Annotated in this window: 11 protein-coding genes; 5 read left to right on the forward strand and 6 right to left on the reverse strand. The window is 43.4% G+C overall.

The features are described from left to right. Positions 1–45: 45 nt before the first annotated feature. Positions 46–612, reverse strand: coding sequence for an adenine phosphoribosyltransferase (locus GYK50_RS07230; RefSeq protein ID WP_083328800.1), 567 nt, complete (start codon positions 610–612; stop codon positions 46–48). 349 nt (positions 613–961) lie between these two features. Between GYK50_RS07230 and GYK50_RS07235 the strand changes: the two genes are divergently transcribed. After that, a complete protein-coding gene (locus GYK50_RS07235; protein WP_057759803.1) occupies positions 962–1,126 on the forward strand; it encodes a rubredoxin in 165 nt (54 codons plus the stop codon). A 27-nt stretch (positions 1,127–1,153) separates the two neighbouring features. Beyond that, entirely contained in the window at positions 1,154–2,203 is a 1,050-nt protein-coding gene (locus GYK50_RS07240; protein ID WP_186474614.1) for an alpha/beta fold hydrolase, read from the forward strand. 111 nt (positions 2,204–2,314) lie between these two features. On the opposite strand, the gene GYK50_RS07245 is transcribed toward GYK50_RS07240, so the two are convergent. Then, entirely contained in the window at positions 2,315–3,325 is a 1,011-nt protein-coding gene (locus GYK50_RS07245) for a WG repeat-containing protein (protein WP_227674308.1), read from the reverse strand. A gap of 376 nt (positions 3,326–3,701) precedes the next feature. Between GYK50_RS07245 and GYK50_RS07250 the strand changes: the two genes are divergently transcribed. Continuing rightward, positions 3,702–4,634: a DMT family transporter gene (locus GYK50_RS07250; RefSeq protein WP_093069131.1), complete on the forward strand. Its 933-nt coding sequence runs from the start codon at positions 3,702–3,704 to the stop codon at positions 4,632–4,634. Between the two features lie 155 nt (positions 4,635–4,789). Here the strand turns inward: GYK50_RS07250 and GYK50_RS07255 are convergent, their stop codons facing one another. Continuing rightward, positions 4,790–6,238: a solute carrier family 23 protein gene (locus GYK50_RS07255; RefSeq protein ID WP_212563580.1), complete on the reverse strand. Its 1,449-nt coding sequence runs from the start codon at positions 6,236–6,238 to the stop codon at positions 4,790–4,792. 548 nt (positions 6,239–6,786) lie between these two features. Here GYK50_RS07255 and GYK50_RS07260 point away from each other — a divergent pair. Further along, entirely contained in the window at positions 6,787–8,220 is a 1,434-nt protein-coding gene (locus tag GYK50_RS07260) for an L-serine ammonia-lyase (protein WP_093069127.1), read from the forward strand. Between the two features lie 398 nt (positions 8,221–8,618). Here GYK50_RS07260 and GYK50_RS07265 read toward each other — a convergent pair whose 3' ends face one another. The 3 genes from GYK50_RS07265 to xthA all read right to left on the reverse strand — a co-directional run bounded on the left by GYK50_RS07265 (position 8,619) and on the right by xthA (position 11,635). Then, positions 8,619–9,017, reverse strand: coding sequence for a DUF4377 domain-containing protein (locus GYK50_RS07265; RefSeq protein WP_058024290.1), 399 nt, complete (start codon positions 9,015–9,017; stop codon positions 8,619–8,621). Positions 9,018–9,413: 396 nt separating this feature from the next. Continuing rightward, a complete protein-coding gene (gene argJ / locus GYK50_RS07270; RefSeq protein ID WP_212563581.1) occupies positions 9,414–10,637 on the reverse strand; it encodes a bifunctional glutamate N-acetyltransferase/amino-acid acetyltransferase ArgJ in 1,224 nt (407 codons plus the stop codon). 173 nt (positions 10,638–10,810) lie between these two features. Further along, positions 10,811–11,635 (reverse strand): exodeoxyribonuclease III, encoded by an 825-nt coding sequence (gene xthA / locus GYK50_RS07275; RefSeq protein WP_212563582.1) that lies wholly within the window; start codon positions 11,633–11,635, stop codon positions 10,811–10,813. A gap of 231 nt (positions 11,636–11,866) precedes the next feature. Here xthA and GYK50_RS07280 point away from each other — a divergent pair, with 231 nt between their 5' ends. Next, complete coding sequence (locus GYK50_RS07280; RefSeq protein WP_212563583.1) at positions 11,867–12,454, forward strand: hotdog family protein; 588 nt, start codon at positions 11,867–11,869, stop codon at positions 12,452–12,454. Positions 12,455–12,458 lie beyond the last annotated feature (4 nt).

The raw sequence follows: 12,458 nt of genomic DNA on the forward strand, positions 1-12,458 counted from the left end.
CAGGGCGCTTTTTTATACTCTATAAACTCTCTTGAACAATCAAACTTACGCCTTTAATACCGTATAGACAGGTACTGGGAACTCGCCATGTAGCTCAACCAAATCTAATAAAACTAATGCGCCGACCACAGTATGATCGGCTGACTGGCATAACTCATAAGCTGTCGTTAGGGTTCCGCCAGTCGCCAAGATATCATCGACCAGTAACACACGTTCAGGTGGCAAGTTGTTTTGCATCTCAAGCGTGTCTTTGCCATACTCAAGCGCATATGCTTTATTAGCGACAGGTGGTGGCAGTTTACCTGGTTTGCGGAGCAAGATCATACCCTTACCCAATCTTCCTGCCAGCATACTGGCAAATACAAATCCACGTGCTTCAACAGCCCCTAAGCAATCCACCTCATCCATCAGTCCCTCTGGCAACGCGGCAAGCAGCGCATCAATGACAGCATCAATATGACTGCGCAGTAACGGGGTAATATCATAAAAATCAATGCCGACTTTTGGAAAGTCTGGTACTGTGCGAATAATCTGCCAAAACGGATGGTCTGTATTGAGCATTGGAGTCGTCTCATTTTCGGTAGTGGCAGATGTGGCGGCGTTAATACTCATGAAAACCCTTAGCTTGTATATGTTATATGGCTTGGACAATAGTTAGACACTGATAGATCAGCAGGCAATTATGGCTGACAGTGTCAATTTAGCGACCGTTATTATAGCATGATTGGCTTTTTTGTGGCGGCTTATAGCCCAAGATCGTACTTCGCTTCGGTACAATGGTACAGATGATGGACTTGATAAAAGCCAATTTCATCTCAATATACAAGTGTAAACTTAACTATGAAAATAACGGTTATATGCTAAACTACGTGCGCTTTTACCGTCTAATATAATGACTGTAATACGAAATATAAGCGTTTATGACGCACTGTGACACTGGTAATGATCGATAGGACTATTTATGAAACGTTATGAATGTATTGTCTGCGGCTGGATCTATGACGAAGCGCTTGGCTGCCCTGAAGAAGGTATTGCCCCTGGCACCAAATGGGAAGACATCCCTGATGACTGGACCTGCCCTGAGTGCGGTGTCGGCAAGCTTGATTTTGAGATGCTTGAGCTGTAGTAGATGACCCTCTAATTAGGACACTTCATGACAACATCAAATGACATTAATAGTGCCAAATTGCCGGAAACGTCAGATACCAGTTTAGACAATACTCTAGACTTTTACCCTACTCCTGAATGGCAACGGTTTGGGGAACATCAGTGGCGCGACTCCGATCTTAGCCAACACCTTCATCAAGCGATGATTGATATTGGTGATGGTATAGAGTTGTGTGTCGAAGCCGGTGGCAACCCTAATAATCCGCCCCTACTGATGATCATGGGACTGGGTTCGCAAATGATATTTTGGCCAGACAATTTTATTAAGCGCTTTATTGATGCTGGTTTTTTTGTGATCCGTTTTGATAATCGTGATATCGGCCTGTCTTCTAAAGTACAGATCGAGGGCCTACCGCGTATCAACCAGCTCAAAATGATGGTACGCCTACAAACGGGTCTATCGAACAAAAGCACTCAGGTGGCTTATAACTTGACTGACATGGCAGAAGACACCGCCCGGTTGATCAAGGCGCTAAAGCTTGGCAAAACACATCTGCTTGGTGCCTCTATGGGCGGGATGATTGCTCAAATTGTGGCGGCACGTTATCCAAGCTTGGTGCAGCGTATGGCGCTTATGTTTACCACGACCAATCGAGCATTTTTAAAACCCCCAAGACCTAAGCAGCTATACACCCTTATCAATCGTCCAGAGAGCCACTCTGAGCGTGATATCGTACGCCATAGTGTCTGGTTTATGAAAACGGTTGGCACACCAGGTCACGTCAATGTGCGCATGGTGCGTGAAATTGCCAAAATTCGCTATCAACGCAATTTTCACCCACTCGGTACGGTGCAGCAGCTCAATGCTATCTTGGCATCAGGCTCTATCAGCCGCTTTAGTAAGCAAGTCAAAGCACCAACGATTGTCTTACATGGTAGCGCTGACGGACTACTACCGGCGTCACAAGGTCGAGTGGTGGCAAAAACCATTCCTAATGCCAAGTTTCATTTAATCGAAGGTATGGCGCATGATATTCCAGAATATTATCAGCCTTATATGGTCGATTTGATTAGCAATCATTTGTTAGAAAAATAGCTATTCGCCTATAGTAACACTAGCCATAAAAAAGAGTGTAAACCCTATCGATAACGAATAGGGTTTACACTCTTTTTCGTTGTATACCAATTATAGATTATGGATATAACGCTAATCGCAGCTGACACCTGTGCCTTCTTTATTGATGCACATTTTATTGCCGTTTTTTAAATTGCCGATCCATGCCTTACCACCTGTAAATACAAATGAGGGTTGACCCTTATAATTATCATCAGTTAATACCCCATCACTAGTGAAGCGAAAAGGAATCACTAGCTCACCGCCCAGATTAACAAAGCCCCACTCCTCTCCGATACGAACGCCCGCTAATCCTTCAGAGAATGGACGGACTTCATCGAACGAATAGGTAATCATCGTGACGTCGTTGTCGTCAACGAAGCCCCATTTTCCATCTTGCTGACGTGATTGTAATGTCGTAAAACGTGTAGGTGCAGGTTGTCTTGATTGTGATGACGTATTGTTAGTAGAAGCTGTGGATTTTTTAACCGACTGACTATTATCCTGAGCATTTGGATCACGCGTTGCATTACCATTTTTATCTAACCAACTTATCACACTGTTTTTACGGACGCGCGCCCTCCCATTACGATAATCATCGATCTCGTCAATCGATGCTGAAAACGAGACAACCGTGCTGTTGGAGGTATTGATAACACCGTAGTTACCATCTTTTTTTACGACGATACGTCCTTCAGATACTGGACGCGCCCACCCTTGATTTCCTGTGAGCATATCGTACATTGCAGGCACGACTTCGCGTCCCTGCATATTGAGATAACCGACCCGACTGTTGCGCAATACAGGTAGTAGCCCGCCCGATATCTTGTCGGCATCGACTTTCTGATAGCGTGATAAATCAACGACCCTTTTACCTTTGCTGTCAATCAGAGCGACTGGCGCACCAAAATCTTTGATTGCTAAAAAATAGCCGCTAGTAGATGTACAAGAGACATTTTTATAGTAGCTTTTGGGGAGCTTGCAACTGGCCGCTTGGGCGCTAGGCATTAAAAAAAATGCACTAGAGACGATACCTATCGCAAAGCTAAATTGCGATATTTTTAGAGGCAAACAAGAGGTCACATTTGGTTGTATTTTTGACATAAAATGTCGAAGCATAAGCAAACCTAGGCAAATAATATTGTTTGATATAGCGAATCATGACTGGTGATTTTATGAGTACTAGACTAACAAATTGCAATATCAGAGCCAATATCATTCCTGTAAGGATGTGACTCGATTATATAAGCGCTGTTGTACAAGCATTATCGTGTGAGTAAGGTCACAAGATGGTTCTACTGCCTACGAGACTTTTTCGTACTATTTGGTTTAATAAATTATCTACAGCAACGATCTATCTAATAACCAGAATAAATTTTGGTTTTGCCATTTTATTTTTTGCTTAAAACCACGACAATAGGGCTTTGGCTAACCCTCACATTGGTCTAGGACCATAAAAATAATAATATAAGGACGTTTTATGGCGACTGCTTCTTCACGCGCTGCCCCTATTAGCCTAGTTATCGGTTGTATTATCTTCGGGCTGGGCAGTCTGATTGTCGCTCACGTCGATATCGGTGGCTGGGCGATGTCATTTTGGCGACTGGCCATTTCAGGTATTGTCTTTACGATTTTAGCCAAGGTGATGCGCCAACAGATGCCACAATCAAAACGTGCTATTTTTTATGGTTTATTGTCAGGTGCATTTTTAGGATTAGACTTGGCGCTTTGGCACGAGAGTATTTATGCTGTGGGTCCTGGTATTTCGACCCTGCTCAATAGTTTACAAATCTTTTTCTTGGCAGCGATTGGATTTTTATATTTTAATGAGCGCCAATCGATTGTGCAGGTCATCAGTTTATTTTTAGCGATGCTGGGCGTTGCAATGATAGGCAGCCCTGAATTTGCACACAATACCGCTGCTACTTGGGGGTTTGTCACAGGCATCGTATCGGGCGCGATGCTGGCAGCTTCCATGACTTTTATTCGAAAGACACATGATACCGAACCGACACCGATATTTATGCTGATGCAATTGATTAGCATAGGCGGTGTCTTAGCCATGATTGTGCCTATGTTTATATTCGATACAGGTCATATCTTGCCCAACACATGGTCGGAGATTGGTTGGGTGCTTATCTACGGCACAGTGATGCAGTGTTTGGCATGGGGTCTGATTGCTTATTCTATTCCTAAGTTGTCTCTGGCACTGACTGGTTTGTTACTATTAACTGAGCCTATTGCAGCACTTGTCATTGATTATAGCTGGCTGGACAAACCTATCAACAGCTTACAATGGGGCGGCGCGTTATTGACCATGCTTGCAATCTACTTAGGCTCCTTAAAACCAAAACCACGCGCCCTACGCCGCTATCGATTTTTTTCAAGGTTTTATATGCGAGACTATAAGTAATTAAGTAGTATTGATACGATTGTCTCACGCAGACATTTAATAAAAAGCGCCCATACTATTCATAGCATGGGCGCTTTTTGTTGACGCTGTAAATACACTGATAAAGCCTTTTTAACTTGTCTCAATATTTAAGACTCAAACAACTGACAGATTGATTATTTGGCCAACGATGAAGGCACGGTTTTGGTCTCGCCACTTTGGTTAAATAAGGCATTTAGCAAGATAGCAGCCAACGTAGCGGTACCAATACCACCCAAATCAAAACCACCTAAGTGCAAGCTAAAGTTACCTGTACCCATGATTACGGTCACTGCCGCGATGATCAGATTGCTGTTTTTACTAAAATCAATGTGGCTGTCGATCCAGATTTTTATCCCAGCGATCGTGATCAGACCGAAAACGACGATAGAAGCGCCGCCCAATAAAGCCGCTGGTATCGTTTGGATAATGGCACCAAATTTTGGTGATAACCCTAATATAATAGCGACCACACCTGCGACGACAAATATCGTTGTGCTATATACTTTGGTGACCGCCATCACCCCGATGTTTTCAGCATAGGTAGTCACACCTGTACCGCCAAATCCTGCTGAGAAAGTCGTTGCCAAGCCATCGGCAAAAAATGCTCGGCCCATATAAGGGGTCACGCGAGACTTGGTCATACCTTCCACTGCCTTAAAGTGACCTAAGTTTTCAGCGACCAAAATAAAGGCGACAGGCGCAATGAGAATAATAGCGCTCATCTCAAAGCGTGGGGTATGGATACTGGGCAGACCAAACCATGCAGCCGCAGCGACTGCGTTAAAATCAATTGCCGTCCCAAAACCTAGGACATTGGTCATCACAAAATAAGCGATGTATGATAATATCAAACCCACGAGTAGCAGCAAACGACGTAACATGCCACGGGTAAATACCGCCACTCCACTGATGAGTAGTACGGTCAACGTAGCCATCCAAGCATCAAACTGATTGGCAGAAACCCCTTGGATAGTAACTGGTGCCAAATTAAGACCAATAATCATGACAATAGCACCAGTGACGATAGGCGGCATCAAGCGCTCAATCCAGCCAGTGCCTGTTTTCATCACTAACAGGCCAATCAGCGCATAAATGATACCGCAGGCCATGATACCGCCTAGCGCGACATTCAAATTGGCATTGAACCCTGCCCCTGCATACGCAGTTACCGCAATCACTGGACCAATAAAAGCAAAGCTTGATCCCAAGTAGCTTGGCATACGCCCACCAGTGATCATAAAGAACATCACCGTACAGATACCAGACATCAAAATGGCTAAGTTAGGGTCAAATCCCATCAATAATGGCGCAAGGACGGTCGCACCAAACATGGCAAATGTATGTTGTATACCAAGTAATACACTCTTTGACGGTGGCAAATAATCATTGATACCCACAGGATCACGATCCAAATCACCTTTGTAAGGTCGCCATGTCGGAAACCAGCGACCATTTTCAAAATCTGGATTGTGCGGATAACTGATGGCTGCTGAATCAATACCTGCAGCTTCCAATGCATTGTGAGCTGACTGATTTTGAGCGCTGTTGTCTGAAGCTGGTGATGGGTCTTTTTGAGATGGCATGCGCGCTTGTCCTATGTGAGCTGAGGTAATAGGCTAAAATAATGGAAAAAGTAAAAACGGTGCGAAATTGGGGGGATAGTAGCGAACGCGATAGAAGTCGTAAACAATATAAATAAGCACTATCGTCTTCTATCGATAATATATCATCCCAATTCATTCATTTATGTTGTAATATGACAAACCAAAAGTATTATTTGGTATGATAGCCAGTTCTTGGCTGGTTGTATTGGATCACTATGTATAACCAAAGATGCTGTGTGATCAAAAGCACGTTTGCTCTTCTGCCAACCAGCCTATTTAATAGCGATATTAACTTACAGGATGTTACATAGTCGTTAACTCCGAGCATGATAGCGGAGTTTCAAAACAAATAAAAGTGATTATTCAGTCACCATCTGTACTCTTTAATAGCAATATTTTTATAGACGGTCGCTCACAAGTCTTCTGTAGTGGGCCTTGAGAGTGACGACTGCCTATTATATTTTCAATAAAAGCGCTCAAGGCAATTATCACAATTGTTCAAGCCTTTGAATTTTCGGTAACTCATTATGATTAGTATTTTTGATTTATTTAAAATCGGCATTGGTCCATCGAGCTCACATACAGTGGGACCAATGGTGGCAGCCAATTTATTTTTAGACTCATTGACCAAGCAAATGGAACTGACGGCTATCGCAAAGATTGAAATCGAGCTTTATGGCTCTTTGGCGGCGACAGGAAAAGGGCACGCAACAGATACTGCCATATTGTTAGGGTTACTTGGCCATACACCTAGCACCATCGATACACGTATGACCAGCAGCTATCTTTCTCCTATTTTTTCTGGCAAGACATTAAATGTGTCAGGTATTCACACGATTGCATTTGATACAGAGCAGGATATTTATTGGTACGACGATACTGTCCTGCCCTATCACCCTAACGCATTGACGCTTCGTGCTATATCGACTGACGGTATTCGTTATCAGCAGACCTACTATTCGATTGGTGGTGGTTTTGTCATCAATAAAGAAGATGCCACCGATCCAGATGAAGATCATGCCAGCCCAACGATCGATAGCGTTCCTTATCCTTTTAATAATGCAGCAGAACTACTAGAACAATGTCGTCAGTATGATTTGAGCATCAGCGAATTAGTACTGGCCAATGAATGCCACTTCCATGACAAAGAGACAGTGTTTGCCTACCTAGATAGTATTTGGGAGGTCATGCAAGATTGTGTTAAGCAAGGCTGTGAAAATGGCGGTATTTTGCCAGGTGGCTTGGATGTCAAACGCCGCGCACAAGATTTGCACAGGCAGCTGTCTGCGGAAAAAGACCAACCTATCACCAACAATGACAAATTGGCCGCCATGGACTGGGTAGACTTGTACGCGCTCGCCGTCAATGAAGAAAACGCCAATGGCGGCAAAGTTGTGACCGCACCCACCAATGGCGCAGCAGGTATTATTCCTGCAGTATTGCACTACTATCGTGATTTTTTACCTAACTATAGCCAAGATGGTGTCCGCAAGTTTTTATTGAACGCCACCGCTATCGGTAGCCTAATCAAGCAAAACGCTTCCATCTCTGGTGCTGAAGTCGGCTGCCAAGGCGAGGTTGGATCGGCATGTGCTATGGCAGGTTCTGCATTAGCAGAGATCATGAATGGGACACCAGCTAAATGCTTAAATGCGGCAGAAATCGGTATTGAGCATAATTTAGGTCTAACCTGCGACCCTATTGGTGGACTGGTGCAGGTGCCTTGCATCGAGCGCAATGCCATGGGGGCGGTCAAAGCTATCAACGCAGCACGTCTAGCCTGTAGAGGAAATGGCCAGCACTTCGTCTCTTTGGATAAGGCTATAGAAACTATGAAGCAGACAGGTGCTGATATGTCTGATAAATATAAAGAGACCGCTCGTGGTGGCCTAGCTGTCTATGCTGATAATAGAATTCCTACTGCGATGCGCGGCGTTAGTGTTAACTACAGTCAATGTTAATGCAATTGATAAATGTTACCTTTAACCACGCTATCTCATCATAGCAGCAGATATAGTATCAATAAAAAGGCCGCTATATATTAGCGGCCTTTTTATTAGGGCGTGTTGAACATTCGACCATGGCACTGACAGCGACTATTTTTTAGGCGATTCGATGTTAAAAATAATAAGTTTAGTCATTCTAAGCGCTTATTTTTAACGATGAAGCGGCAAAAAAGAGTCCTGTCCCCTGCTTTTATTGTTGGGGCTGATGCTAAAATTGCCCCATACTGCGTTACAAATCTCGCTAAGGCATCTGCATTATCGTCGCTTTGTGCCTTGTCTGGAACAATTTTAGCGATCAGCAGTGCCTATTTGCAAATGTTCAACACGCCCTAGTTGTATACTTTCAAGCTGTACTATTCAGCAGTTTTTGAAACGACTTCATTTAAAATCCAAACTGGTTTGACCACATTAGATCCTTCAGCAGTGACTGCTTCTTGGCGTACATCTAATACATAACGGTAGTTTGGCTCATAAGTGAAACCTTGAATGTTACCACTTAAAGTGGTGTAGTTTTTCTGATAAGTTTGGCGATACTGTAGGCACTGTGATTCAACCATCGTACCGTCTGTTGCAGTCAGGTCACAAACTGCTTTACGCGGTGCGATTTCTACTTCAAAACTTGGAATATTTACCACTTTGACGTTCATAGGCTGTCCTTCTACAACCATTGTACGTTCATTGTCCATGTCCATAGTAGAACAACCAGTAAGAGCAAAAGTTGTCATCAATGCTGCAAGTGCTAATCTTTTCATTATTCAATCCTCAGATAATTGGTAATAATTCTTCATTTTCTATCTAAATTTATTATTTTAAAAACTCTACTGCATTTCTTCATACAACAAAGCTTCTTTCTATCATGATGATATTTAGAGTCACGCTAATTGAAATCTCTAGCCAGCTTTACTAGCGGTGTAGTGAATATCATCTGTTTACCCCAGCAAGTATAGGTCGCAATTCACCTTACTCTCTATGACTGCTTTGTAAAGTAACGTCAGCTTTTGCAACTGATGTTAATAAAGCGTATTGAATAAAAGAGTAATTTGATAACAGCTTAGTATTAGACATAAAAAGGCCAGAGCAATAATCACTCTGGCTTTTTATAAATAGATTTAAAAAATCTGTCAAGATTGAAACTTTTAAGACCGTTTCTAACTGCGATAGTCAGCGTTTATTTTGACGTAGTCGTATGACAAATCGCAGGTATACACCGTATCGCTAGCATCACCACGAGCCAAATCAATGTGAATGGTAATCTCAGCGCGGCTCATGACGGCCTTACCTGCTTCTTCTGTATAGCTGGGCGCGACACCGCCATTTTGACAAATCATCACCTCATCTAAATACACATCAACTTGCTCGGTGTCTAGGTCGTCAATACCAGCATAACCGACTGCCGCCAAGATGCGCCCCCAGTTTGCATCACTCGCAAAGAATGCCGTTTTTACCAGCGGCGAATGCGCCACAGCATAAGCCACATCGCAGCACTCTTGCGTGGTCTGCCCGCCAGTCACTTTAACCGTCATAAACTTGGTCGCCCCTTCACCGTCACGGACAATGAGCTGTGCCAAACGTACAAACACTTCGCGCAGTGCATCAAAAACGGCCTGATAATGCGGATGCGCTGGACTATCAATCACCTCTGAGCTGGCAGCACCTGTCGCAATCAACACGCAGCAGTCGTTGGTCGATGTATCCCCATCAACGGTAATACGGTTAAACGACTGCTCATTGATAGCGCTGAGCATCTCTTGCAATAAGTCGGCCGCGATATTGGCATCGGTTGCGACATAACCCAGCATAGTCGCCATATTTGGACGTATCATGCCTGAGCCTTTTGACATGCCAGTGATATGATAGCTAGTACCTGCAACGTCGACTTTTTGGCTTGCAAGCTTAGGGATAGTATCTGTCGTTCGGATACCGTTAGCAGCAGCCAACCAGTTATCAGAGGCTAAGTTCGCTAACGCATCGTCTAAGCCTGCAATGACCGCGTCACTATTTAATGGCTCGCCAATCACGCCAGTAGAGAATGGCAATACTGTATTAGCCTCTACGCCAGCTTTTTTAGCCAAGGCAATACATATTTCAGTAGCGCGGCGTTTGCCATCAGCGCCCGTCCCTGCGTTTGCATTACCTGTATTGGTTACCAAATAGCGCGGACTAGCCTTGGTAAAGTGCTCACGTAATATCCGTACAGGCGCGGCGCAAAATGTATTTTTGGTCGTGACAACTGCGGTCGTGGCCTGTTCAGCGATTTCAATCACGACCAAATCATCACGATTTTTATAACGTACGCCCGCGGCAGTTGCGCTCAGCTTAATGCCATCAATGGGATAAATAATATCAGGTACTGCTACGTTTCCAACAGACATAGTAAAATCCTTATTTTTCAATTTTTATCGTTGTTTTTAGGTGATGTAATAAACACTATAGTTGATCCAATTTAAAGGTGGTACAAGGCAACCGAGTACAGATGTATATGTCATACTTCAAGCAAGGTTAACGCCGTAATGCTTTTATAGTGGATTGACTATATATCTGAATATTACGGTTTTTTTAGATCAAATGCCGACCAAATGGGTGCATGATCTGAGGGTTTTTCCATCGCACGCAGCTCATAGCTGATGCCAGCATCGATACATCCACTAACGAGGTCTGATGTGCATAAAATATGATCGATACGTAAGCCGCGCTTGGGTTCATCATTAAAGCCGCGACTGCGATAATCAAACCAACTGTATAATTCGGTACTCTCTGGATAATGCAAACGGTACGTATCGGTCAACTCACGCGACATTAATGCTGAGTACCATTCGCGCTCCTCTGGCAAAAATGAGGTTTTTCTATTTTTTAACCAGCGCTTAGCATTGACCTCACCGATACCGATATCGATGTCCTCTGGTGCAATATTCATATCACCCATCACAATGATCGAACGACCTTCTGCCTTCAGTGTGTCAATATAAGCCACTAAATCTGCATAGTATGCACGCTTCATCGGAAATTTGGTCGGATGGTCTTGGCTCTCTCCTTGTGGAAAATAACCATTGAGCACATCAACCTCACGCCCTTCAAGCTCATAGCGTGCATGTATAAAACGCTTTTGTGCTTCTTCGTCATCACTAGGAAAGCCTTTTTGTACAAATATAGGCGCAACTTTTGACAGTAATGCCACGCCATAATGTCCTTTTTGCCCAAAATACTCTACGTGATATCCTAGAGCTTTTATGTCATCAAGTGGAAATTGATTGTCATGGACTTTGGTCTCTTGTAGACCCATGACATCAGGATCGATTACTTCGCGCACTGCCTCAAGCTGATGCTGGCGAGCGCGGATACCATTGATATTAAAACTGACAAAACGGGTCATAAACTGTCCTATACTGATTGATTAAAATACGATGCTGATATAGATGTATGCGATGCAAATGCCTATGATAACAGACCTAGGCTGCCCTAGCTGTTGCATGGCCTTATATCTTGAGCTAGAGTAGCGCTTATTATAAATATAATAGAGACTATTTTTTGTCGGGTTTCTTATTTGCCCACATATATAAATTACGTTCACTAAACAACCTTTATCAAAAATACTGAGCCCGTTATGACGACAACTGAGCATAAAAATACAAATACAGCCGTAAATAACGACATTGAACCACTATTTGCTAAAGATTATAACGTCTACATCAACCATACGGATGCAGGCGGCATCGTTTATCATGCCAACCATCTGGTGTTTTTTGAAAACTGCCGCCGTGATTGGTTTACCAAGCTGGGTCTAAACGGTTATTTTTTGCAAACTGATGATGGCGACATACAGCATTTTGTCGTGAGTCAGGCGGATTTACAATACAAGAGAGCCATTCTCTTAGATGAAGTCATCTCTGTACGTATCGATAAAGTAGAGCTAAAGCCTGCTAGCATCATATTTTATCAAAGCATTTGCCGTAGCACATCAGATAATAGCGCTACAGACAAAACCACTAGCCAGATATTAAGTAGCACCAAAATTGTCATTGCTTGTGTACAAAACCTCGTTAAGCCAGAACCAATGGCTAATAACGAAACAAATAATGCTCAACCTGACAACGCAGTAAATACCACACCCATGCGTCCTATCCGTGTACCAAAAGAATTACGAGATGCCATTGAGCAGGCGATTAGTGAGCAAACGAACGAGCGACTGTAGAACG

This window comes from Psychrobacter pacificensis (genome assembly GCF_018336615.1).
Taxonomy (GTDB): domain Bacteria; phylum Pseudomonadota; class Gammaproteobacteria; order Pseudomonadales; family Moraxellaceae; genus Psychrobacter; species Psychrobacter pacificensis.

Coding starts and splice junctions, on each gene's coding strand:
- GYK50_RS07230 (WP_083328800.1), bottom strand. CDS start 612: ATGAGTATTAACGCCGCCACATCTGCCACTACCGAAAATGAGACGACT.
- GYK50_RS07235 (WP_057759803.1), top strand. CDS start 962: ATGAAACGTTATGAATGTATTGTCTGCGGCTGGATCTATGACGAAGCG.
- GYK50_RS07240 (WP_186474614.1), top strand. CDS start 1,154: ATGACAACATCAAATGACATTAATAGTGCCAAATTGCCGGAAACGTCA.
- GYK50_RS07245 (WP_227674308.1), bottom strand. CDS start 3,325: ATGTCAAAAATACAACCAAATGTGACCTCTTGTTTGCCTCTAAAAATA.
- GYK50_RS07250 (WP_093069131.1), top strand. CDS start 3,702: ATGGCGACTGCTTCTTCACGCGCTGCCCCTATTAGCCTAGTTATCGGT.
- GYK50_RS07255 (WP_212563580.1), bottom strand. CDS start 6,238: ATGCCATCTCAAAAAGACCCATCACCAGCTTCAGACAACAGCGCTCAA.
- GYK50_RS07260 (WP_093069127.1), top strand. CDS start 6,787: ATGATTAGTATTTTTGATTTATTTAAAATCGGCATTGGTCCATCGAGC.
- GYK50_RS07265 (WP_058024290.1), bottom strand. CDS start 9,017: ATGAAAAGATTAGCACTTGCAGCATTGATGACAACTTTTGCTCTTACT.
- argJ (WP_212563581.1), bottom strand. CDS start 10,637: ATGTCTGTTGGAAACGTAGCAGTACCTGATATTATTTATCCCATTGAT.
- xthA (WP_212563582.1), bottom strand. CDS start 11,635: ATGACCCGTTTTGTCAGTTTTAATATCAATGGTATCCGCGCTCGCCAG.
- GYK50_RS07280 (WP_212563583.1), top strand. CDS start 11,867: ATGACGACAACTGAGCATAAAAATACAAATACAGCCGTAAATAACGAC.